Origin of the sequence: Thermus thermophilus, from assembly GCF_019974155.1 — a bacterium.
GTDB lineage: Bacteria > Deinococcota > Deinococci > Deinococcales > Thermaceae > Thermus > Thermus thermophilus_C.
Map to the genome: position 1 here is coordinate 1,136,292 of NZ_AP025158.1, position 21,124 is coordinate 1,157,415.

Consider the following 21,124-nt stretch of genomic DNA (forward strand, 5'->3'; position numbering starts at 1 on the left):
CCCTGCTGGCCGCCCGACGCCCCGAGCACGGGCGCCTGCCCCGTGGAGTGATAGATTGAGCCCGTGGCGCCTTTGAGGATGAAGGCGGTGGAGGTCCTCCAGCGCAACAGCCGGGGGGCCTTCACCGTCCCCGCGCACGGGCTCTACCCTTACCAGTGGCTTTGGGACTCGGCCTTCATCGCCCTGGGATGGACCCAGGTGGACTGGGAGCGGGCTTGGCAGGAGCTCCTCTGCCTCTTTGACTACGGCCAGGGCCCGGACGGGATGCTTCCCCACATCGTCTTCCACGAGCAAAGCCGGGACTACTTCCCCGGCCCTGAGGTCTGGGGCCGGGAGGCCCGGGCCCAGCCCGCCACCTCCGGCATCACCCAGCCCCCGGTGGTGGCCACGGTGGTCCGCTATCTCTACGAGAAGGACCCGGACCGGGACCGGGCCCGCTCCCGGGCCCAGTACCTCTTTCCCAAGCTCCTCGCCTTCCACCGCTGGCTCTACCACGCCCGCGACCCCTACCGCACCGGCCTCGTGGTCATCGTCCACCCCTGGGAGTCGGGCATGGACAACAGCCCCGCCTGGGACAAGCCCCTAAGCCGGGTGCCCGTGGAGAACCTTCCCCCCTACGAGCGGCGGGACGTGAAGCACGTGAACCCTGAGGAGCGGCCCAGGAAGGAGGATTACGACCGCTACCTCTCCCTCCTCTACTTCTTCCGCCGCCTGGAGTACGACCCCCGGGAGATCTACCGCCAGTCCCCCTTCAAGGTGGTGGACGTGGGGTTCAACGCCATCCTCCAGCGGGCCAACCGGGACCTCTACGCCCTCGCCGTCCTCCTTCAGGAGGACCCTTACGAGATTGAGGAGTGGATCGTGCGGGGGGAGGTGGGCCTCGAGGCCCTCTGGGACCGGGAGGCGGGGTTTTACTTCTCCTGGGACCTCGTGGCCGGGGAGCCCATCGCGGTGAAGACCTCCGCGGGCTTCCTGCCCCTCTTCGCCGGAACGCCCCACCAGGGGCGGGCGGGCCTCCTCGCCCAAGAGGCGGAGCGCTGGGGGGAAAGGGTGCGCTACCTCCTCCCCAGCGTGGACCCCACGAGCCCTTTCTTTGAACCCGGGCGGTACTGGCGGGGCCCGGTGTGGATCAACGTCAACTGGATGGTGGCCGAAGGGTTTAGGGACTACGGTTTCGCCGCCCTGGCGGAAAGGCTCAAGGCGGACGCCCTCGCCCTCATGGAGGGGGCGGGCTTCCGGGAGTACTACGACCCCCTGACGGGGCAGGGGAGGGGGGGAGAGGGCTTCTCCTGGAGCGCCGCCTTGGCCCTCTTCTGGACGCGATGAGGGACCGGTACCTTCCCTACCTTCTGATCCTTCCCTCCATCCTCTTCCTCCTGGCCTTCTTCGCCTGGCCCCTCCTCAGCGCCCTGGTCCTCGCCTTCCGGGAAGGGGAGGGGGTGGGCTTGGCCAACTTCCGCAGAATGGCCCAGGACCTCTACTTCGGGGACGCCCTGCGGAACACCCTCCTCACCGCCCTTGTGGTCCCCCTTGGTCCTCGTCATCCTGGCGGCGGGCCTCCAGCTCATCCCCAGGGAGCTGCACGAGGCGGCCGAGGTCTTCGGGGCCACGCCCTGGGTCCGGTTCCAGTGGAGGCCGTGAGCCTGGCCGACCACATCGCTGTTCCACCCGGAGACGGGGAAGGCCCTCGCCTGAGGGCGGATTTCCCTCCGCTCCCTATCTTCGCGAAAGGTACATTTCGCGCATGTATAATGCCCCCATGCCGGAAGCCCCCGCGGCCCACGTGATCTGGAAAACCATCGGCCTTAAACGGCCCGAGAAGGCCCTTTGGCCCCTCGCCCCCTACGCCGAGTACCTCCTCCTGGAGCGGGGGTACTCCCCTAGGGGGGTGCGCCGCTACCTCCAGGACCTCGCCTTCTGGTTCCGCTTCCTCGAGGCGGAGGGCCTCCCCCCAAGCCCCGAGGCGGTGCGGGCCCTTCTCCTTAGGGAGCGCTGGGCCCCAAGGCGCGTCCAGGGGTTCTTGGCCGCCCTGAGGAGCTACTACCGCTACCTGCGGGAGGTGAGGGGCGAGGCGGCCTCGGACCCCACGGAGGGGATCGGCCGGCCCAAGGCGGGCCGGAGGCTTCCCCTGCACCCGAACCCCGAGGAGCTTAAACGCTTCCTTCAGGCCTTCCGCGAGGAGAAGGAGGCGGCCCTCCTCGAGGCCCTGGCCCGCTTCCTCTACGGCACGGGGCTAAGGATCTCCGAGGCCCTCTCCCTGAAGGGGCGGAACGTGGTCCTGGAAGGGGGCCACCCCGTGGCGGTGCGGGTGGTGGGCAAGGGGAACAAGGAAAGGCTTGTGCCGCTCTCCAAGACGGCCCGGGAGGTCCTGGAGGCCCTGGGGCGGCCGCAGGGAAATGTGAACATATTCACTTTTTCGCAGGGGCGGCGCAAAGGCCACGTCCCCTCGGCCCGCTGGGTGGAGGCCAAGTTCCGGGAGGCCGCCCTTAGGGCGGGCCTGGACCCCAGGCGCTTCACCCCCCACAAGCTCCGCCACGCCTACGCCACCCTCCTCGTGGAGCGGGGCGTGGAGCTGGACGCGGTGAAGGACCTCCTGGGGCACGAGTCCATCGCCACCACCCAGATCTACCTCCACGCCTCTCGGGAGCGCCTTAAGGAGGCGGCCTCGAGGCTCCCCGAGCTCTGAACCCCGCCCCAAGCGGGCCCGGGCAGGGCGGCGGGGACACTTGACCCTTCGCCCAGGTTGTGCGAAACTAACAAACGATCGTTAGCCATGGACCGCCGGAGCCAGATCCTCACCATCGCCGGGCACCTCTTCAGCCAGAGGGGCTACCACGCCACCAGCATGCGGGAGCTCGCCCGCCACCTGAACCTCCAGGGCGGGAGCCTCTACGCCCACATCCAGTCCAAGGAGGAGCTCCTCCTGGAGGTGGTGCGCCAGGCGGCGGAGAGGTTCCAGAAGGTCTTGGAGGAGCTTCCTTCGGGAGACCCCGTGACCCGGATGAAGGCCCTCGTCCAGGGCCACCTCCGGGTGATCGCCGAGGAGCTTCCCCGGGCCACGGTCTTCTTCCACGAGTGGAAGCACCTCTCCCCTCCCCTCCTCGAGGAGGCCAAGGCCCTGAGGCGCCGCTACGAGGAGGGGGTGCAGGCCGTGGTGGAGGAGGGGGTAAGGGCGGGGGTCTTCCGGGTGGGGAACGTGCGCCTCGCGACCCTCTTCGTCCTCTCCGCCCTCAACTGGACCTACCAGTGGTACCGGCCCGACGGTCCCCTTTCCCTAGAGGCGCTCGCGGAGGCCTACGCCGAGCTGGTCCTCAAGGCCCTTGGCGTGGCCCCTTCCCCGGAAGGGGAACGCCGCGAGGAAGGAGGCGAGGATGGTGAAGCTTAGGATCGGCTACCCCGAGGACCCCGACTACCAGGAGAGGTTGGAGGAGTTTGAGGCCCGGATCGCCCGGGGGGAGAAGATTGAGCCCGGGGACTGGATGCCCGCGGAGTACCGGCGTCAGCTCATCCGCATGATCTCCCAGCACGCCCACAGCGAATGGGTGGGCATGCTCCCCGAGGGCGCCTGGATCCCCCGGGCCCCCTCCTTGAGGCGAAAGCTCATCCTCCTGGCCAAGGTCCAGGACGAGGCGGGGCACGGCCAGTACCTCTACCACGCCGCCGAGACCTTAGGGATCACCCGGGAGGAGATGGTGGAGGCCCTCCTTTCGGGGAAGGCCAAGTACTCCAACATCTTCAACTACCCCACCCTCACCTGGGCGGACGTGGCCATCATCGGCTGGCTGGTGGACGGCATGGCCATCAAGAACCAGACCATGCTGGCCCAGTGCTCCTACGGCCCCTACTCCCGGGCCATGGTGCGCATCTGCGCCGAGGAGACCTTCCACCACAAGCAGGGGAAGGAGGCGGTCCTCCTCTATGCCAAAGGCTCCCGGAAGCAAAGGCAGATGGTCCAGGACGCCCTGAACCGCTGGTGGTGGCCCACCCTGATGATGGCCGGCCCCCACGACACCGACTCCCCCCACACCCCCCTCCTCCTCCGCTGGGGCATCAAGACCAAGACCAACGACCAGATCCGCCAGGAGTTCCTGAACGAGCACGTCCCCGAGCTCCTGGAGGCGGGGCTTAGCATCCCCGACCCCGACCTCCGCTACGACGAGAAGACCGGGAACTGGATCCACGGCCCCATCCCTTGGGACGAGTTCTGGAAGGTGATCGGGGGGGAAGGCCCCATGAACCGGCACCGCCTCGAGGCCAGGCGTAAGGCCCACGAGGAGGGGCGCTGGGTGCGGGAGGCCATGGAGGCCTACGCCAAGAGGCGGCTCGCCCAGGCGGCGGACTAGGGAGGAGCCATGTGGGGGACGGAGTGGCCCCGGTTTGAGGTGATCAAGCAGGACACGGAAAGGAGCCTGCCCCAGATGGTGGGCTCGGTGCACGCCACGGACCCCGAGCACGCCCTCCTCGTGGCCCGGCACGTCTTCGTGCGGAGGCCTTCGGCCTACGCCCTCTTCGTGGCCCCGGCGGAGGCCTTCTTCCACGTGACCCAGGAGGCCCTGAAGGACCCTAAGGCCCTGGAAGGACCCCTGGGGGAAGAAGAGGCCTACTGGGTCTTCGCCAAGAAGAGCCACCGCCGGAGCATGGTCTACGGGGACCTGGTGGGCCGCTTCCTGGCAAGAAGCCCAGGGGAGGCGGTGAAAGAGGCCCTCCTCGAGGCCCAGGGGGTGGCCTTCTGGGCGGTGCCGGAGAGGCTCGTGGCGGGCACCGAGCCCACGCCCGAGGTGGTGGAGAGCTGGTTCGCCCCCGCCCGGGAGAAGACCTACCGCCTGCAGAGCTATTACGGGCTCGTCACCGCCAAGGAGGAGCGCCATGCTTGAGAGGCTCCTGGTGGAGAAGCTCACGGCCCTGGCCGACGACGAGGTGGTCCTCGCCCAGCGCCTCTCGGAGTGGGTGGCCCACGCGCCCATCCTCGAGGAGGACATCGCCATCGCCAACCTGGCCCAGGACGAGCTGGGCCACGCCAAGCTCTACCTGGAGCTTAGAAGGGAGCTGGACGGGTCCGACCCCGACGAGCTCGTCTTCTTCCGCGACCCTCTGGAGTACCAAAACGCCGTCTTGGTGGAGCTTCCCAAGGGGGACTGGGCCTTCACGATGGTCCGCCAGTACCTCTTTGACCTCTACGAGAACCTCTGGCTGGAGGAGGCAAGGAAGAGCGCCTACCCTCCCCTCGCGGAGGCGGCCGAGAGGATCTTCAAGGAGGAGCGCTTCCACCTGAAGCACTCCGCCCTCTGGGTGGAGCGCCTGGGCCTGGGCACGAAGGAAAGCCACGCCCGGGCCCAGAAGGCCCTGGAGACCCTCTTCCCCTACGCCAAGCAGCTCTTCGTGCCCTTGCCGGGGGAGGAGGAGCTTTGGGCGGCGGGGTACGTGCCGGACCTAAACGCCCTTCGGGACCGCTACCTGGAGGAGGCCACGCGCCACCTGGAGCGCTCGGGGCTTAAGGCGCCGGAAGGGGGGTACGTGCCCAAGAGCCGGAAGGAGCACACGGAGTACCTATGGTCCCTCCTCGCGGAGATGCAGTCCGTGGCCCGGTGGGACCGGGAGGCGAAGGCGTGGTAGAGCGGTACTGGGAGGCCCTAAAGGGGGTGAAGGACCCGGAGATCCCCGTCCTCAACATCGTGGAGATGGGGATGGTCCTGGGGGTGGAGGCCGAGGGGAAAAGGGTCAAGGTGCGCTTCCGCCCCACCTTCTCCGGCTGCCCGGCCATCAAGCTCATCCAGGAGGAGATCGTCAAGGCCCTCAAGGAGGCGGGGGCCGAGGAGGTGGAGGTGGAGGAGGCCCGCACCCCCTGGAGCACCGAGGCCATGGCCGAGGAGGCCCGGGCGAAGCTTCTCGGCTACGGCGTCGCCCCGCCCCTTCCCCTCCCCATGGCCGGGGAGGACCCCCCCTGCCCCCGGTGCGGGAGCCGGGAGGTGGTCCTCAAGAACCCCTTCGGGGCCACCCTGTGCAAGATGCTCTACCAGTGCGCCGCTTGCGGCGAGGTCTTTGAGGCCTTTAAGACCGTCTAGGGAAAGGACGCGCGATGAAGCTCCAAAGTTACCTCATGGGCAAGTGGCGGGAAGGCCAGGGCGAGGGCGTGCCCGTGCGGGACGCGAGCACGGGGGAGGTCCTCGCCCGGGTCACGGCGGAGGGCCTCCCCGTGAAAGAGGCCGTGGCCTGGGGCCGGGAGGTGGGCGGAAAGGCCCTCTTGGCCCTGGGCTTCCAGGAACGGGGAAGGCGGCTTAGGGCCTTAGCCCAGTACCTCTCCGAGCGGAAGGAGGAGCTCTACCGCCTCTACGCCACCACGGGGGGGACGAGGCGGGACGCCTGGTACGACGTGGACGGGGGGATCGGGGTGCTCTTCGCCTATAGCTCCCTCGCCCGCAACCTCCCCGAGGGCAACCTCCTCCCCGAGGACGACTTCCTTCCCCTCTCCAAGGACCTCTCCTTCCAGGGGAGGCACGTCCTCGCCCCCAAAGGGGGGATCACCGTCCAGATCAACGCCTTCAACTTCCCCGTCTGGGGGCTTTTGGAGAAGTTCGCCCCCGCCTTCCTCGCGGGGGTCCCCACCCTGGCGAAGCCCGCCACCCCCACGGCCCACGTGGCCGAGGCCCTGGTGCGGGCCATGCTGGAATCGGGCCTCCTCCCGGAAGGGAGCCTCCAGCTCCTCGTGGGGGGCGTGGGGGACCTCTTGGACGCCCTGGACCACCGGGACAGCGTCTTCTTCACCGGGTCCAAGGCCACCGCCGACCGCCTCCGCCGCCACCCGGCCTTCCTGGAGCGGGGGGCCCTCTTCAACGCCGAGGCCGACTCCCTAAACCCCGCCATCCTGGGGGAGGAGGCCACGGAGGAGGAGCTTTTGCGCCTCGCCCAGGAGATCGCCCAGGAGCTTGCCATCAAGACGGGGCAGCGCTGCACCGCCATCCGCCGGGTCTTTGCGCCAAGGGAGCGCCTTAAGGCCCTCCTCGAGGCCACCCGAAAGCGCCTCGAGGCCCTAAGGCTCGGCGACCCCCGGGAGGAAGGCGTGGACCTCGGGCCTTTGGCCTCCTTGGAGCAGAAGGCGGAGGTGGAAAGGGCGGTGGCGGCCCTCCTGGAGGCGGGGGCCCGGGTCTACTGGAGGCACCCGGGGAGGGCGGACGGGGCCTTCTTCCCCCCCACCCTCCTCCTCGCCGAGGACCCCTGGCCCGAGGCCCTTCACGGGGTGGAGGCCTTCGGCCCCGTGGCCACCTTCTTCCCCTACGGAAGCCGGGAGGAGGCGGCGAGGCTTGCCGCCATGGGCGGGGGAAGCCTCGTGGCCACCCTCGCCACCTCCGACCCCGGGGAGGCCCGCTTTTACCTCTTGGCCCTCGCCCCCCACGTGGGGCGGCTTCACTTCCTGAACGCCCGCACCGCGGCCTCCTCCACGGGCCACGGCTCCCCCCTCCCCCGCCTGCTCCACGGCGGGCCGGGGCGGGCGGGAGGGGGCGAGGAGCTAGGGGGGCTCCTCTCCGTGAGGCGCCACCTCGGGCGGGTCGCCCTCCAGGCCGACCCCGGGCTCCTCTCCGCCCTCACCGGGGAGTACGCCAAGGGGGCGGAGAAGCCCGCCGCCATCCACCCCTTCCGCAAGGCCTACGAGGACCTCGAGGTGGGCGAGACCCTCACCACCCACCGCCGCACCGTCACCGAGGCGGACATCGCCCTCTTCTCCGCCCTTTCCTGGGACCACTTCTACGCCCACACGGACGAGCTCGCCGCCAAGGAGGGCCTCTTCGGAAAGCGGGTGGCCCACGGCTACTTCGTCCTCTCCGCCGCGGCCGGCCTCTTCGTGGACCCGGCCCCGGGCCCGGTGCTCGCCAACTACGGCCTCGAGGGCCTGCGCTTCCTGGAGCCCGTGGGGGCCGGGGACACCCTCCAGGTCCGCCTCACGGTGAAGCGCAAGCGCCCCCGGGACGAGAGGACGGGCGTGGTGGAGTGGGCCGCGGAGGTGGTGAACCAGGAAGGGAAGACGGTCGCCACCTACACCGTCCTCACCCTGGTGGCCCGAAAGGGGGCCTTGGCGAAGGGTTCCTGAGCCGGAAGGGAGGGGCTACGAGGGCGACCGCTCCGCCTCCCAGCGCTCCTTGAGCCTCCGGAAGAGGGCCTCCACCTTGGCCTTGGGGAGGATCACCTGCTCCGTGCGCCCCACCCCGATGAGGTCCCCAAGCTCGTTGTAGGCCTCCACCCGCGCGTGGACCCGGTTCCCCTCGGTTCTCTCGTGGCGGGCCACGATCCTCACCCGCATCCCGGGAAGGGCCGAGGCCAGGTGCCGGGCCTCCACGTAGCTCCCGATCCCCTCCTCCCCCTCCTCCAGAAAGGGGAGGATGATCTTGCGCCCGGCGAGCTCCATGTGCTTGACCATCCAGTAGGTGGCGTAGACGGGGTGGACGGGGCCCAGCTCCTCAAAGTGCACCGTCATCTCGGGGGTGACCACGGTCTCAAAGACCGCCTCGTAGCCTTCGGGGATGGGACGCATCACTTCCTCAAGTCCAGGACCCGCCTGAGCTTCCCCCCCTCGCTCCTTGGGGCCTGGCCCGGGGGGAGGAGGGTGACCTTCATGGTGACGCCGATGTTGTCCTTGATCTTGCGGGCGATCCGCTCCCTTAGGGCGTGGAGCCGGTGGTCCGCCTCCACCACCTCGTCGGAGAGGGCCTTCTGGCCGATCTCCCGGAAGAAGGCCTCGGAGACCTCCACCTTGAGCTCGGCCTCGTCCAGGGTGCCCTCCCGCCGCACCACGATCTGGTAGTAGGGCTCCACCTCGGGGATGTCCAGAAGGACCGCCTCCACCTGGGTGGGGTAGACGTTCACCCCCCGGATGATGAGCATGTCGTCGGTGCGGCCGAGGATGGGCCCCATGCGCACGTGGGTGCGGCCGCAGGTGCAGGCCTCGTAGGTGAGGAAGGTGAGGTCCCCGGTCCAGTAGCGGAGGAGGGGCATGGCCTCTTTGGTGAGGGTGGTGAAGACCAGAACCCCCACCTTCCCCTCGGGGAGGGGCTCCCCGGTTTCCGGGTCCACCACCTCGGGCAGGAAGTGGTCCTCCCAGATGTGGCTTCCCTGGCGCTCCTCCACGCACTCGTTGGAAACCCCGGGGCCGATGATCTCGGAGAGGCCGTAGATGTTGGTGCTCCTCACCCCAAGGCCCTCGTCCACCTGCTTCCTGATGGCCTCGGTCCAGGGCTCGGCGCCCAGGACGGCGTACTCCAGGGAGAGCTCCTCCGGGGAGATCCCCCGCTTTCGGAACTCCTCCGCCAGGGTCTGGGCGTAGGAGGGGGTGCAGGAGATCACCTCGGGGCGGAAGTCCTGGATGAGCATCACCTGCCTTTCCGTCATCCCCCCGGAGACCGGCACCACCGTCATCCCCAAGGCCTCCGCCCCTCCGTGGAGGCCGAGGCCCCCGGTGAAGAGGCCGTAGCCGTAGGCGTTGTGGAGCATCATCCCGGGCCTCGCCCCGGCCGCGGCCAAGGAGCGGGCCACCACCTCGGCGAAGACCTTGAGGTCGGCCCTGGTGTAGCCCACCACGGTGGGCTTGCCGGTGGTGCCGCTAGAGGCGTGGATCCTCGCCACCTCCTCCCGGGGCACGGCGAAGAGGCCGAAGGGGTAGTGGTCGCGGAGGTCCGTCTTCTTGGTGAAGGGGAGTTTGGGGAGGTCCTGAAGGCCCCTAAACCGCTTGGGGTCCACCCCGGCCTCGTCAAGTAGCCTCCGGTAGAAGGGAACCCGCTCGTAGACGTAGGCCACCACGCGGCGAAGCCTTTCTTCCTGAAGCGCCCTAAGCTTCTCCCTGGGCAGGGTTTCCAGTTCCGGCTGGTACATCATCCCCATCACCTCCCAAGCGAAAGACCGTTCCCGTGAAGAGGGCCACGAGTTTCCCTTCGGAGACCACCTCCACCCGGTAGGTGGCCGTGCGCCGGGAGAGGTTCACCTCCACCGCCCTCGCCTCCACCCTCGCCCCTGTCCCAAGGGGCCGGAAGTAGTCCATGCGGCAGGAGAGGGCCACGGCGGGTCCCCGGGAGTTGCTGGCCAGGGCGAAGGCGCTGTCCGCCAGGGCGTAGAGGAAGCCCCCGTGGGCGGTGCCGTGGAGGTTCAGGTGGGCTTCCCCCACCTCCCCCGCCACCACCGCCTCCCCCGGGCCGAGGCGGAGGACCTTTAGGCCCAAGGCCTCCATGAAGGGGTCCCTCATCCCCCTTCCACCTCCCGCGCCGCCCCCAGGTAGGCCTCCACCACCCGGGGGTTGGCCTTAAGCTCCTCGGCCCGCCCCGAAAGGGCCACCTCCCCCGCCTCCAGGACCACCCCCCGGTCCGCCAGGGAGAGGGCCATCTTGGCGTTCTGCTCCACGAGGAGAAGGGTCACCCCCTCCCCCTTGAGGGCGGCCAGGGTGCGGAAGATCTCCTGGACGACGAGGGGGGCGAGGCCCAAGGAGGGCTCGTCCAGGAGGAGGAGGCGGGGCCTGGCCATGAGGGCCCGGCCGATGGCGAGCATCTGCTGCTCTCCGCCGGAGAGGGTTCCCGCGGGCTGGCGCCGCCTTTCCTCCAGGCGGGGGAAAAGGGCGTAGACCCGCTTGAGGTCCGCCCTGAGGTCCTCTCCCCTCCTAAAGCGGGCGAAGCCCCCGAGGAGGAGGTTGTCCTCCACGGATAGCCCAGGGAAGAGGGCCCGCCCTTCGGGGACGAGGACCACGCCCCGCTGGAGGAGGGCCTCGGGGGTCCTGTGGGGGAGGGGCTTTCCCCCAAGGCGCACCTCCCCCTCGGCCCGGGCGAGGCCGAGGATCCCCTTGAGGACGCTCGTCTTCCCCGCCCCGTTGGGGCCGATGAGGGCCAAGGCCTCCCCCTCCTCCAGGGCGAAGGAGACCCCGCGCGCGGCCTCCAGGGCCCCGTAGCGCACCGTGAGGTCCCGCACGGCCAGGGGGCTCATGCCGCCTCCACCTCCCCCAGGTAGGCCGCCCGCACCAGGGGGTTCTTCTGCACCTCCTCGGGCGTCCCCTCGGCGATCTTCTCCCCGTAGTTCATCACCACCACCCGGTCGGCAAGCCCCATGACGAGGTCCATGTCGTGGTCCACGAGGAGGACGCTGTACCCCTCGCGGGCGAGGGCCAGAAGGAGCTTCGCGAGCTCCCGCTTCTCCCCGGCCCTAAGCCCCGCTCCCGGCTCGTCCAAAAGGAGGACCTCCGCCCCCGAGGCGAGGAGCCGGGCAAGCTCCAAAAGGCGCTGCTGCCCCGCCGTGAGCCGGTCCGCCCGCTCCAAAGCAAGCTCCCCCAGGCCTACCCGCCTGAGGGCCTCGAGGGCGGTGGCCAGGGCCTGTGCCTCCTCCTTGCGGTGGAGGCCGAAAAGGACCTGCAAAAACCCCGCCCGGGTGCGGGCGTAGGTGGCCAGGGCCGCGTTCTCCAGGACCGTCATCTCCGGGAAGATGTGGGGGTGCTGGAAGGTGCGGCCCAGGCCCAAGGGGTGGACGCGGTAGGGAGGAAGCCCGGTGACCTCCTGGCCGAAGAGGAAGACCTGCCCCCCGTCCGGAGGGAGGGCCCCGGTGACGAGGTTGAAGGTGGTGCTCTTTCCCGCCCCGTTGGGGCCGATGAGGGCGAGGATCTCCCCGCGCCTCAAGGCGAAGGACACGCCGTTCACGGCGAGAAGCCCCCCGAAGGCCTTCCTTAGGCCCCTCGCCTCCAAGACCACCTCCCCCCGCGGGCCCGAAGGGGGCCTTTGGGGAAGAGGCTTCGCCTCGGGGAGGGCCTGCCGCCCGAAGGCGCGCCTCCCCGCAAGGAGGGGCCAGAGCCCCTGGGGGGCGAAGAGGAGGATCCCCGCCAGCACCAGGCCGTAGGCGATGGTCTCGTAGTTCCCCTGGCGCCCGAGGAGGAGGGGAAGGAGGTCCTTGAGCCAGTCCTCGAGGCCCGTGAAGAAGGCGGCCCCCAGGACCACCCCGGGGATCGTCCCCACCCCGCCCGCCACCGCCATCACCAGGTACTTGATGGAGGCCTCGAGGGAGAAGGGGGTGGGGTTCACGAAGCGCAGGAAGTGGGCGTAGAGGAACCCCGCAAGCCCCGCGATCCCTCCCGCGAGGAGGAAGGCCTTAAGCCGGAGGGCCGCCGGGTCCACCCCGAAGCTCGCCGCGGTGAGGGCGTCCCCCCTAAGGGCGAGAAGGGCCCGGCCCAGGCGGCTTTCCCGGAGGTTATGGAGGGCGAGGACGAGGAGGGCGAGGAGGAAGAGGCTTAGGAAGGCGTAGCGGAAGGGGCTGTCCAGGGGGAGGCCGAAGAGGGCGAGGGCCGGGAGGTCGGTGAGCCCCGTGTGCCCTCCGGTAAGCCCCACCAGGTTTCCGGCGAGGATGTAAAGGGCCACCTGCCAGGCGATGGTGGAAAGGGGGAGGAAGTGCCCCTTGAGCCGGACGGTGAGGAGGCCCAGCACCAAGGCGAAGGCCAGGGTGAGGCCGAGGCCCAGGGCGAGCCCCGCCCAGGGGGAAACCCCCGCCCGCGTGGTGAGGAGGGCGGTGGCGTAGGCCGCCACCCCCATGAAGGCCGCCTGGGCGAAGCTCGTCATCCCGCCAAGCCCCGTGAGGACGTAGAGGGAGAGGGCCACCAAAGCGGCGATGGCGAAGAAGTTCAGGAGGGTGAGGTAAAAGGGGAAGGGCGCGAGGAGGAAGGGAAGGAGGAGCAGGACAAACCAGAGGTACCGCCTCACTCCTCCACCCCCTTCGCCCGGAGGCTCTGGTAGAAGAGGGCCGGCACCAAGAGGAGGAACACCAGGGCCTCCTTGTAGGCGCTCGCGTAGAAGCTGGTGAAGCTTTCAAAAAGCCCCACCAGGACCGCCCCCAAAAAGGCCACCGGGTAGCTCACGAGCCCACCCAGGATGGCCGCCACGAAGGCTTTGAGCCCCAGCATAAAGCCCATGAAGTAGGCGGCGTTGATGAGGGGCGCCAAAAGAAGCCCCGAAAGGGCCGCCATGAGGCTCGCAATGGCGAAGGCCACCATCCCCGCCTCCTCCGGGCGGATGCCGCAAAGCCTCGCCCCGACCCGGTTCTCCGCCGCCGCCAGAAGGGCCTTCCCGAAGAGGGAACGGCGGAAGAAGAGGTAGAGGGCCGCCGCGCTGACCAGGGCGAAGGCCAGGACCAAGACGCCCTGCCAGGTGAGGCCCACCGCCACCTCCCCCTGGAGAAGGGGGTCAGGGCGGAACTGCTCCGGGCCAAAGAAGACGAGGCCCAGGCCCTGGTAGGCCACGTGGAGCCCCACGGCCATGATGAGGAGGGCGAGGACCGTGGCCCCTCGGTGTTCCCCTTCCGGGGAAGCAGCCCGCATGGGCTGGAAGAAGACCCGGTAGGTGGCCACCCCCAGGTAGACCACGAGGAGGAGGGCCGCCAAATAGGCGAGGGCCGGGCTTCCCCGGGCGAGGAGGAAGAGGAGAAGAAGCCCCACCCCCCCGAGGAGGGGAAGGGCCCGGCCCCTTCCCCGCTCCAAAAGGGCCCAAAGGGCCCCCAGGGCGAGGGCGAGCCCGAGGGTGCCGGGGAGCCTTCCCTCTTGGAGCCAGACCAGGGAGAGGGGGGCGAACATCATGAGCTCCCCGATGGGCACCAGGATCACCCGGGTCACGGCGAAGACGAGGACCATGGCCAGGGCGAGAAGCCCGTAGATGACCCCGTTCTGCACGCCGTCCAGGAGGAGGAGGCCGAGGATGGTGGCGTCCATGGCCTAACGGAAGACCCGCTCCAGCTTCCAGCGGCCGTTCTCCACCCGCACCATCACCGCGGCGTCCTCAAAGCGGAGGCCCAGGTGGTCCTCCTTGGTGAAGGTGAAGACGCCGTGGGTGGCCACGAGGCCCTTGGTGGCCTCGATCTCGTCGCGCAGGGCGGCGCGGAAGGCGGCGAGGTCCTTGTCGGGGTCGGCCTTCTTGAGGGCGCGCTCCAGGGCGGGCCTAAGGATGAGCCAGGCGTCCCAGGCGTGGGCGCCGAAGGTGGAGTAGCTGCCGATGCCGTACCTGGCCTCGTAACGCTGGATGTAGTCCAGGGCGACCCGCTTGGAGGGGAAGGCGCCGGGAAGCTGCTCCGCCACCAGGATGGGCCCGGCAGGAAGCAACGTCCCCTCCACGTCCTTGCCGCCCACCCGCAGGAAGTCGGGGTTGGCCACCCCGTGGGTCTGGTAGATGAGGCCCCGGTAGCCCCTCTCCTTCAGGGTGCGCTGGGGAAGGACCGCCGGGGTGCCGCTCGCGCCGATGAGGACGGCGTCGGGCCTGCGGGCGAGGATCCTCAGGGCCTGGCCGGTGACGCTGGTGTCCGTGCGGTTGTAGCGCTCGCTCGCCACCACCTGGAGCCCCTTGGCCTTGGCCTCGGCCTCAAAGAAGCGGGCCCAGCCCTCCCCGTAGGCGTCGTTGAAGCCGATGTAGCCCACGGTCTTCACCCCGCGGGCCACCATGTCCGCCACGATGGCCCGGGCCATGAGCTCCTCCGTCTGGGGGGTCTTGAAGACCCAGAAGCGCTGGGCGTCCACGGGGTGGATGATGTCCTTGCTGGCCGCCAGGGAGATCATGGGCACCTTGGCCTCGGCCACCACGGGGATCATGCCCAAGGAGGCCGGGGTGGTGGTGGTGCCGATGATCGCCACCACGCCCTCCTCCACGAGCCTCCGGGTGTTCCGCACCGCCTGGGTGGTGTCGGAGGCGTCGTCCAGGATGACGAACTCCACCTTCCGCCCGGCCACGCCCCCCTGGCGGTCCAAAAGCTCCTGGAGCATGAGGAAGGTGTTCCGCTCGGGGATGCCCAAGGAGGCCGCGGGCCCCGTGGCCGAAACCACGACCCCCACCTTCAGGGCGCCTTGGGCCAGGGCCGCCAACGCCAAGAACGTCACCAACGCCAACGCGCGCTTCATCTTGACCCTCCTTTTCTCCACACCGGGCTTGCCCGGTTTGGACCAAACTAACGGCCGTTCGGTTCGCCTCCCAGTCTAGGAAGGGACCTTTGTCCCGTCAAGTGACGTGCTCGGGGAGGCCTTGCAGGACCGAGGGGCGCGTGGGCACGGGGTTGTCCTCGAGGTCCAGCAGTACGCTCCCCTCCAGGAACCAGCTCTTGGGCGTGCGGTGCCCCCAGAGGGTCTGGCGGCGGGGGTCGTTCAGGCTCCAGCGCACCGGGGGCAGGTCGGGGTCCACGGTGAGGTAGTCGGAGGTGTAAAGCTCTATGCGGTGCCCGTCGGGGTCCTTGAGGTAGAGGAACATGGCGTTGGAGATCCCGTGCCGCCCGGGGCCCCGCTCAATCTGGTCCGTGCGCATGGCCCCCGCCAGGATGTCCGCCGCCTTCAGCACGGCGAGGGGGTCGGGAAGCCAGTAGGCGAAGTGGTGGAGCCTGGGGCCTTCCCCGTTGGTGAAGGCGATGTCGTGCACGTTGCCCTTGCGGTGGAGCCAGCTCGCCCAAAGCCTTCCTTGGTCGTCCTCCGTGTACTCCGTGAGGCGGAAGCCGAAGACCTCCTGGTAGAACCGCGTGGCCTCCCCCACCACGGGGGAGAAGACGTTGAAGTGGTCTATGCGCAGGATCCCGGGCCCCCGGTGCTCGTGGTAGTTCTGGAGGACCCGGGGGAGCTTTTCCGCCTTGAAGTAGAAGGCCAGGGGGTAGCCGAAGGGGTCCTGGAGGCGGAGGATTTCAGGCCTGCCCCAGTCGGACTCGAGGCGATAGGGAACGCCTTCCTGCCTGGCCCAGGCCAGGCCCTGCTCCAGGCCCTTCTCGTCCACCTTGAAGCCCAGGGCGCGCACCGCGGGGAAGGGGGCCTGGGTGAGCTTGAGGCTCCACTCCAGCTCTTCATAGCCCCGGAGGTAGGCCGCCCCTTCCTCCCGGTGCTCCAGGCGGAAGCCCAGAAGCCCCTGGTAGAACTCCAGGCTTTTCTCCAGGTCCCGCACCCAAAGCTCTATGAACCCCACCCTCACGATGGCCATACCAACCTCCTGTAGCCCCTTTGGAAGTAGACCAAAGGAGGCCCCTCCTCCCCGAGCTCCACCCCCTCCACCAGGCCCACCACGATCCGGTGGTCCCCCCCGGGGTAGAGGGCGTGGAGGCGGCAGCGGAGGACGGCGAGGGCCCCCTTCACCCTCCCCCCCTCCAGGGCGATCCCCTCCCTGGGCCTTCCCGCGAAGTGCTCCGAGACCGCCTCCTGCCCCTCGCGGAGAAGGCTCACGGTGAAGGCCCCCGCCCCCTCGAGGACGGGGAGGAGCTTGGCCCGCTCGCTCACCGCCAGGGCCACGAGGGGGGGCTCGAGGCTCAAGGACATGAAGGCGGTGGCCGTCATCCCCCGTTCCTCCTCCCCAAGCCTGGCCGCCACCACCGTGACCCCGCTGGCGAAGCGGGCGAGGGCCTCCTTGAAGGCCTTCTGGGGCTCCCCTGAGGTCACGCCCGGACCTCCTCAAAGACCTTGAGGCTTTCCCTGAGGAAAGCGCGGATCCTCTCCTTGTAGGGCTCCTTGTCGTAGACGTTGTAGAGGGTCTGGTACATGCGCACGGGGTCCCCGAAGAAGAAGCGCTCGTAGAGCTCCTGCCTCGCCCCGAAGCCGGAGAGGGTCATGTCCCAGGCCAGGCGGAAGAGGGCCACCCGCTCCTTGGCCTCGAGGGCCGCCCCCTGGAGGAACTTCTCCAAGAGGGGGCCGAGGGGCCCCTTGAAGTCCTTCTCCGAGGGGAGGGTGATGAGGCCGGAGGCCCCGATCTGCTCCAGGATCTCCCGGATCCTGGGGTAAAGCCTCGGGTAGAGGTTCCTGGCCCCGTCCAGGGCCCCCCGGTCCGGGCAGAGAAGCCCATAGGCGTTCTCCTTGGCCTCCTCCTCGGCCCGGGTCCAGAAGGCCCGCATGGCCTCGAGGTAGACGATGATCTCGGCGATCTTCTCCTGGACGTGGCCGTAGACGTCCGCCCCGATGCCCTCGGCCATGAGGGCGGCCACCCCAAGGAAGGCCTCGGTCTTCGCCGTCTTCAGGGCCACCACCTGGTGGGCCATGTGGTTCAGGGCCCCCGTGGCCGCGTAGGCGTTGTTGCAGAGCTCCACGTTCCCCAGGATGAAGACCCTCTCCCAGGGGACGAGGACGTCGTCAAAGACCACCAGGCAGTCCATCTCCTCGAGGCGGCTGGAGAGGGGGTGGTCAAAGGGGCTATCCCCCCCCACCAGGCCCTCCCGGCAGACGAAGTGGAGGCCCGGGGTGGAGGTGGGCAGGGCGAAGGCGAGGGCGTACTTCTCCGCCCCGGGGCCCTCCTTGAGGAGGGTGGAGGGGAAGATGAGGACCTCGTCCGCCAGGGGGAAGGTGGCCGTCATCCGGGCTCCCCGGACCACGATCCCCTTCTCCGTCTGCTTCACCACCCCCACGGGGATGTAGGGGTCGGGTTGGGCGGAAGGGGGCTTGGCCCGGTTCACCTGGGGGTTGGTGAGGGCGTGGGTGGTGGCGAGGTCCTGGTCCCGGAGGTAGCGGTAGTAGTTCCGGACGTTCTCGGCGAACTCCCCGAAGTAGTCGGCGCTCGCCGCGTAGGCCATGACCACGGCGTTGAGGTAGTCGGGGCTCCGCCCCATCATCCCCAGGTTCTGGTCGGCCCAGAGCTTGTAGGCCCGCCCCCTCCGCTTCAGGTCCTCCTTGGTCTTGGGGATGAGGAAGCTCATCCCGTGCCGCTTCCCCTCCTCCTCGTAGGTGAGGACCTCCCGGTAGCGGGGGTCGTGCTGCAGGTCGTAGAGGGCGGCCATGGTGCGCACGATCCCCCGGAAGACGGGGTGGGTGGTGGGGTCTTGCACCCTCTCCCCCTTGTACCAGAGGTTGGGGGGACGCTCCTTAAGGGCCTCCATGTACTCCGCTCCGGTCCTGGCCATACGGCACCTCCTACTTTCCGAACCTCGGCACGTGCGGGGGGCGGAGGGGAAGGGCGACGGTCTTGAGGTCGGTGTAGAAGTCCAGGGCGTAGGTGCCCCCCTCCCTCCGGTCCCCGCTTCCCTTCACCCCGCCGAAGGGCGTGGGCAGGTGGCGGACGTTGTGGCTGTTCAGGTAGACCATCCCCGCCTCGAGCTCCAGGGCGAGCCGGTGGGCCCTTTCCAAGTCCCGGGTGAAGACGTAGGCGGCGAGGCCGTACTTGGTGTCGTTCGCCTTCCTCAAGGCCTCCTCCTCGTCCTTGAAGGGGATGGCCACGAGGACAGGCCCGAAGATCTCCTCCTGGGCGATTTTCATGTGGTTCTCCCCCACGAAGACCGTGGGGAGGAGGTAGTTCCCCCGGGAGAGGTCCTCCCCCCGGAAGGAGGTCTTGGCCCGCTCCCCGCCCACGAGGAGCCTCGCCCCCTCCCGCTTCCCCGTTTCCACGTAGCCCAGGACCCTTTGAAGGTGCTCGGGGTGGATCAGGGGCCCCACCTCCGTCTCCGGGTCCAGGGGGTGGCCCACCCGGATGGCCCTGGCCCTTTCCGCCACCTTCCCCACGAAGTCCTCAAAGATCTTCTCCTCCACGAGGAGCCTGGAGCTTGCGGTGCACCTTTCCCCGTTGAAGGAGAAGATCTGGAAGACCACGGCGTCCAGGGCCCTCTCCAAGTCGGCGTCGGCGAAGACCAGGGCGGGGCTTTTGCCGCCGAGCTCCGGGGAGAGGCGCTTGAGGTGGTCTGCGGCGTTGCGCATGACGATCTTCCCCGTCTCCGTCTCCCCGGTGAGGGTGAGGAGGGGGACGAGGGGGTGGGCCACCAGGGCCGCCCCCGCCTCCTCGCCAAACCCCTGGACCAGGTTGAAGACCCCCGGGGGAAGGTCTGCCTCCCTTAAGATCTCCGCGAGCTTCGTGGCGGTGAAGGGGCTCCACTCCGCGGGCTTCAGGACCACGGTGTTCCCGAAGGCGAGGGCGGGGGCGATGCGCCAGGTGGAGAGCATCAGGGGGGCGTTCCAGGGGGTGATGATTCCCACGGGGCCTGCGGGAACCCGCACGGTGTAGTAGAGCCAGTCCCGGTCCACGGGGAAGGTCCGGTCCTCCATGGCGTGCTCGGCGTACTCGGCGTAGAAGGCGAAGTTCTCCGCCGCCCGGGCCACCTGGGCCCGGACGATCCTCAAGACCTGCCCCGCGTCCAGGCACTCCATCACGGCGAGCTCGTCGGCGTGCTTCTCTATGAGCTCGGCGATCCTCAAGAGGTAGCGCTTCCTCTCCTTGGCCTGGGTGCGGCTCCACCTTGGGAAGGCCTCGTGGGCCGCCTTGGCCGCCCGGTCCACCTCCCTCTCCCCGCCCCTTGCCGCCACGCCCAGGACCTCGTTCGTGGCGGGGTCTAAGGAGGGAAAGGTCTCCCCGCTTTCCGAGGGGACGAACTCCCCGGCGATGAAGTGAAGGGCGGGCCTTTCCTTGAGGCGCCGGCGCACCTCCTCAATCGTCTCCCAGGGAATCCCGGCCACCCGGTCCGCGTACCTCATGGCTCCTCCTCTATGGGGTTTTCCAGGGCCCCAAGGCCCTCAATCTCCAAGCGCATCACGTCCCCGGGCCGCACCTGGCTGATCCCCTTGGGGGTGCCGGTGAGGAGGACGTCGTAGGGCTCCAGGGTCATGAACTCGGAGATGAACTCCAATAGCTCCGCCACGGAGTAGAGCATCCTCGAGGTGTGCCCCTCCTGCCTAAGTTCCCCGTTCACGTAGGCCCGAAGCCAAAGGTTCTGGGGGTCTTCCACCTCCTCCACCACGAGGAAGGGCCCCAGGGGGAGGAAGGTGTCCCGCCCCTTGGCCCGGATGGGGGGGCGGAAGGTGTTGGTCACGTAGTCCCGGGCCACGAGGTCGTTGGCGATGGTGTAGCCGAGGACGTAGTCCAGGGCGTCCTTGGCCCTCACCCGCTTCATGGGGCGGCCCACCACCACGGCGAGCTCCACCTCGTAGTGGACGAACCTCGCCCCCTTGGGGTAGAGGACCACCCCCTTGTGGGGGAGGAGGCTGGAGTTGGGCTTCCAGAAGAGGGCGGGCTCCTCAGGGCGCGCTAGGCCTAGCTCCTCCGCGTGATCGGCGTAGTTCAAGGCCACGCCCAGGACCTTCCCCGGGGTGAAGGGGAGGAGCCAGGTGACGTCCTCCGGCCTGTGGGCCTCCCCCGCCTCGTCCAGGAGGAGGCCTTCCCGGTAGACCCCCTGGTGGACCCTTCCCTTGGCGAGAAACCGGGCGAGCTTCACGCCACCTCCTTCTGGGGGATGAGGCCGTAGCGCTCGGCCATGCGCCGAAGCCTCTCCTCCACCTCCGGGGTGGTGGGGCCTAAGGGGGGCCGCCACTCCTTTTCCAATAGCCCCATCCAGGAGAGGACGGTCTTTAAGGGGATGGGGTTCGTGTCCCAGAAGATGGCCTCGTTGGCCTCGAGGAGGTAGAAGTGCATTTCCCGCGCCCCCTGGTAGTCCCCCGCCAACGCCCTTTCGCAGAGGAGGGCCACCTCCTTGGGGAGCCAGTTGGCGGTGGCGGCGATGGTCCCCACCGCCCCCAGGCTCATCATGGGGAGGGTGAGGCTTTCCAGGCCGCAGAAGACGAGGAAGTCCCGCCCCGCCTCTAAAAAGAGGTGGGAGAGGTACTCCAGGTCCTTGGAGGAGTGCTTGAGGCCCACGATGTTGGGGAAGTCCCGCCTCAAGCGCCCCACGGTCTTGGGGGCGATCTCCACCCCGGCCCGCCCCGGGATGTTGTAGATGAGGAGGGGAAAGTCGGGGACGGCCCTCGCCACCTCGGCGAAGTAGCGGTAAAGCCCCTCCTGGTTGGGCTTGACGTAGTAGGGGACGATGACCATGGCCCCCTGGGCCCCGGCCTCCTTGGCGAAGCGGGTGAGCTCCAGGGTCTCCTCCAGGCGAAGCGCCCCGGTCCCCGGGATCACGGGGACGCGGCCCGCCACCTGGTCCAGAACGACCTCTATGGCCCGCTTCCTCTCCTCCAGGGTCTGGGCGCCGGGCTCGCCCGTGGTGCCCCCCACGCTCACGCCGTGGGAGCCCCCCTGGACGACCCGCTCCACCAGGCGCCTTAGGGCCTCCTCGTCCAACCGGCCTCGCCGAAAGGGTGTGGGTAGGGGCGGTATGGAACCGCGGAACATGCTGGGCTCCTTTCGCTTCCCAGGATGCGGGGGCGGGCCGCCGGGGGCAACCGGTGAATTAGACAAAGATGCAGAAAAATTTGTTTTTTCATACAAAA

Annotated in this window: 22 protein-coding genes; 9 read left to right on the forward strand and 13 right to left on the reverse strand. The window is 69.0% G+C overall.

All coding sequences use genetic code 11. From position 1 onward, the window contains the following. Positions 1–78 precede the first annotated feature (78 nt). The 9 genes from TthTMY_RS06125 to paaZ all read left to right on the forward strand — a co-directional run bounded on the left by TthTMY_RS06125 (position 79) and on the right by paaZ (position 8,083). Positions 79–1,326, forward strand: a complete 1,248-nt coding sequence (locus TthTMY_RS06125) for an MGH1-like glycoside hydrolase domain-containing protein (RefSeq protein ID WP_223903083.1) — start codon at positions 79–81, stop codon at positions 1,324–1,326. A 192-nt stretch (positions 1,327–1,518) separates the two neighbouring features. Then, a complete protein-coding gene (locus tag TthTMY_RS06130) occupies positions 1,519–1,641 on the forward strand; it encodes an ABC transporter permease subunit (protein ID WP_223903084.1) in 123 nt (40 codons plus the stop codon). Positions 1,642–1,744: 103 nt separating this feature from the next. Next, the gene (locus tag TthTMY_RS06135) at positions 1,745–2,686 is read left to right on the forward strand and encodes a tyrosine-type recombinase/integrase (protein ID WP_096410643.1); all 942 of its coding nucleotides are present in this window, start codon (positions 1,745–1,747) and stop codon (positions 2,684–2,686) included. A gap of 87 nt (positions 2,687–2,773) precedes the next feature. Next, on the forward strand, positions 2,774–3,385 hold the full coding sequence (locus tag TthTMY_RS06140; protein ID WP_096412929.1) for a TetR/AcrR family transcriptional regulator: 612 nt from the start codon (positions 2,774–2,776) through the stop codon (positions 3,383–3,385). After that, positions 3,372–4,343: a 1,2-phenylacetyl-CoA epoxidase subunit PaaA gene (gene paaA, locus TthTMY_RS06145; RefSeq protein WP_223903085.1), complete on the forward strand. Its 972-nt coding sequence runs from the start codon at positions 3,372–3,374 to the stop codon at positions 4,341–4,343. The genes TthTMY_RS06140 and paaA overlap by 14 nt, the downstream gene beginning before the upstream one ends. A 9-nt stretch (positions 4,344–4,352) precedes the next feature. Further along, positions 4,353–4,874, forward strand: a complete 522-nt coding sequence (locus tag TthTMY_RS06150; protein ID WP_096410644.1) for a phenylacetic acid degradation protein — start codon at positions 4,353–4,355, stop codon at positions 4,872–4,874. Further along, positions 4,867–5,613, forward strand: coding sequence for a 1,2-phenylacetyl-CoA epoxidase subunit PaaC (gene paaC / locus TthTMY_RS06155; protein ID WP_096410645.1), 747 nt, complete (start codon positions 4,867–4,869; stop codon positions 5,611–5,613). The genes TthTMY_RS06150 and paaC overlap by 8 nt, the downstream gene beginning before the upstream one ends. After that, on the forward strand, positions 5,607–6,062 hold the full coding sequence (gene paaD, locus TthTMY_RS06160; RefSeq protein ID WP_172844618.1) for a 1,2-phenylacetyl-CoA epoxidase subunit PaaD: 456 nt from the start codon (positions 5,607–5,609) through the stop codon (positions 6,060–6,062). The genes paaC and paaD overlap by 7 nt, the downstream gene beginning before the upstream one ends. Positions 6,063–6,076: 14 nt before the next feature. Further along, complete coding sequence (gene paaZ, locus TthTMY_RS06165; protein ID WP_223903086.1) at positions 6,077–8,083, forward strand: phenylacetic acid degradation bifunctional protein PaaZ; 2,007 nt, start codon at positions 6,077–6,079, stop codon at positions 8,081–8,083. A gap of 15 nt (positions 8,084–8,098) precedes the next feature. Here the strand turns inward: paaZ and TthTMY_RS06170 are convergent, their stop codons facing one another. The 13 genes from TthTMY_RS06170 to hpaI form a co-directional block, all read right to left on the reverse strand. Next, a complete protein-coding gene (locus tag TthTMY_RS06170; protein WP_096410647.1) occupies positions 8,099–8,524 on the reverse strand; it encodes a thioesterase family protein in 426 nt (141 codons plus the stop codon). Beyond that, a complete protein-coding gene (locus tag TthTMY_RS06175) occupies positions 8,524–9,858 on the reverse strand; it encodes a phenylacetate--CoA ligase (protein WP_223903087.1) in 1,335 nt (444 codons plus the stop codon). Before TthTMY_RS06175 ends, TthTMY_RS06170 begins: the two co-directional genes overlap by 1 nt. Next, the gene (paaI, locus tag TthTMY_RS06180) at positions 9,815–10,225 is read right to left on the reverse strand and encodes a hydroxyphenylacetyl-CoA thioesterase PaaI (protein ID WP_096410648.1); all 411 of its coding nucleotides are present in this window, start codon (positions 10,223–10,225) and stop codon (positions 9,815–9,817) included. Before paaI ends, TthTMY_RS06175 begins: the two co-directional genes overlap by 44 nt. After that, positions 10,222–10,953, reverse strand: a complete 732-nt coding sequence (locus TthTMY_RS06185; RefSeq protein WP_096410649.1) for an ABC transporter ATP-binding protein — start codon at positions 10,951–10,953, stop codon at positions 10,222–10,224. The genes paaI and TthTMY_RS06185 overlap by 4 nt, the downstream gene beginning before the upstream one ends. Continuing rightward, a complete protein-coding gene (locus TthTMY_RS06190) occupies positions 10,950–12,707 on the reverse strand; it encodes an ABC transporter permease subunit (protein WP_096410650.1) in 1,758 nt (585 codons plus the stop codon). Before TthTMY_RS06190 ends, TthTMY_RS06185 begins: the two co-directional genes overlap by 4 nt. Beyond that, on the reverse strand, positions 12,704–13,708 hold the full coding sequence (locus TthTMY_RS06195; RefSeq protein WP_096410651.1) for a branched-chain amino acid ABC transporter permease: 1,005 nt from the start codon (positions 13,706–13,708) through the stop codon (positions 12,704–12,706). The genes TthTMY_RS06190 and TthTMY_RS06195 overlap by 4 nt, the downstream gene beginning before the upstream one ends. A 3-nt stretch (positions 13,709–13,711) precedes the next feature. After that, complete coding sequence (locus TthTMY_RS06200; RefSeq protein WP_096410652.1) at positions 13,712–14,884, reverse strand: ABC transporter substrate-binding protein; 1,173 nt, start codon at positions 14,882–14,884, stop codon at positions 13,712–13,714. 97 nt (positions 14,885–14,981) lie between these two features. Continuing rightward, a complete protein-coding gene (gene hpaD, locus TthTMY_RS06205; RefSeq protein WP_096410653.1) occupies positions 14,982–15,938 on the reverse strand; it encodes a 3,4-dihydroxyphenylacetate 2,3-dioxygenase in 957 nt (318 codons plus the stop codon). Further along, positions 15,926–16,390: a 4-hydroxyphenylacetate 3-monooxygenase reductase subunit gene (gene hpaC, locus TthTMY_RS06210; protein WP_096410654.1), complete on the reverse strand. Its 465-nt coding sequence runs from the start codon at positions 16,388–16,390 to the stop codon at positions 15,926–15,928. The genes hpaD and hpaC overlap by 13 nt, the downstream gene beginning before the upstream one ends. Beyond that, a complete protein-coding gene (gene hpaB, locus TthTMY_RS06215) occupies positions 16,387–17,838 on the reverse strand; it encodes a 4-hydroxyphenylacetate 3-monooxygenase, oxygenase component (protein ID WP_223903088.1) in 1,452 nt (483 codons plus the stop codon). The genes hpaC and hpaB overlap by 4 nt, the downstream gene beginning before the upstream one ends. A gap of 10 nt (positions 17,839–17,848) precedes the next feature. After that, positions 17,849–19,396, reverse strand: a complete 1,548-nt coding sequence (gene hpaE / locus TthTMY_RS06220; protein WP_223903089.1) for a 5-carboxymethyl-2-hydroxymuconate semialdehyde dehydrogenase — start codon at positions 19,394–19,396, stop codon at positions 17,849–17,851. Then, positions 19,393–20,133: a fumarylacetoacetate hydrolase family protein gene (locus TthTMY_RS06225; RefSeq protein WP_096410655.1), complete on the reverse strand. Its 741-nt coding sequence runs from the start codon at positions 20,131–20,133 to the stop codon at positions 19,393–19,395. Before TthTMY_RS06225 ends, hpaE begins: the two co-directional genes overlap by 4 nt. Beyond that, on the reverse strand, positions 20,130–21,026 hold the full coding sequence (gene hpaI, locus TthTMY_RS06230; protein WP_096410656.1) for a 2,4-dihydroxyhept-2-ene-1,7-dioic acid aldolase: 897 nt from the start codon (positions 21,024–21,026) through the stop codon (positions 20,130–20,132). Before hpaI ends, TthTMY_RS06225 begins: the two co-directional genes overlap by 4 nt. Positions 21,027–21,124: the final 98 nt, after the last annotated feature.

Coding starts and splice junctions, on each gene's coding strand:
- TthTMY_RS06125 (WP_223903083.1), top strand. CDS start 79: ATGAAGGCGGTGGAGGTCCTCCAGCGCAACAGCCGGGGGGCCTTCACC.
- hpaB (WP_223903088.1), bottom strand. CDS start 17,838: ATGGCCAGGACCGGAGCGGAGTACATGGAGGCCCTTAAGGAGCGTCCC.
- paaZ (WP_223903086.1), top strand. CDS start 6,077: ATGAAGCTCCAAAGTTACCTCATGGGCAAGTGGCGGGAAGGCCAGGGC.
- hpaE (WP_223903089.1), bottom strand. CDS start 19,396: ATGAGGTACGCGGACCGGGTGGCCGGGATTCCCTGGGAGACGATTGAG.
- TthTMY_RS06170 (WP_096410647.1), bottom strand. CDS start 8,524: ATGCGTCCCATCCCCGAAGGCTACGAGGCGGTCTTTGAGACCGTGGTC.
- TthTMY_RS06135 (WP_096410643.1), top strand. CDS start 1,745: ATGTATAATGCCCCCATGCCGGAAGCCCCCGCGGCCCACGTGATCTGG.
- TthTMY_RS06185 (WP_096410649.1), bottom strand. CDS start 10,953: ATGAGCCCCCTGGCCGTGCGGGACCTCACGGTGCGCTACGGGGCCCTG.
- paaI (WP_096410648.1), bottom strand. CDS start 10,225: ATGAGGGACCCCTTCATGGAGGCCTTGGGCCTAAAGGTCCTCCGCCTC.
- hpaI (WP_096410656.1), bottom strand. CDS start 21,026: ATGTTCCGCGGTTCCATACCGCCCCTACCCACACCCTTTCGGCGAGGC.
- hpaD (WP_096410653.1), bottom strand. CDS start 15,938: ATGGCCATCGTGAGGGTGGGGTTCATAGAGCTTTGGGTGCGGGACCTG.
- TthTMY_RS06175 (WP_223903087.1), bottom strand. CDS start 9,858: ATGTACCAGCCGGAACTGGAAACCCTGCCCAGGGAGAAGCTTAGGGCG.
- TthTMY_RS06140 (WP_096412929.1), top strand. CDS start 2,774: ATGGACCGCCGGAGCCAGATCCTCACCATCGCCGGGCACCTCTTCAGC.
- paaC (WP_096410645.1), top strand. CDS start 4,867: ATGCTTGAGAGGCTCCTGGTGGAGAAGCTCACGGCCCTGGCCGACGAC.
- TthTMY_RS06150 (WP_096410644.1), top strand. CDS start 4,353: ATGTGGGGGACGGAGTGGCCCCGGTTTGAGGTGATCAAGCAGGACACG.
- TthTMY_RS06200 (WP_096410652.1), bottom strand. CDS start 14,884: ATGAAGCGCGCGTTGGCGTTGGTGACGTTCTTGGCGTTGGCGGCCCTG.
- paaA (WP_223903085.1), top strand. CDS start 3,372: ATGGTGAAGCTTAGGATCGGCTACCCCGAGGACCCCGACTACCAGGAG.
- TthTMY_RS06195 (WP_096410651.1), bottom strand. CDS start 13,708: ATGGACGCCACCATCCTCGGCCTCCTCCTCCTGGACGGCGTGCAGAAC.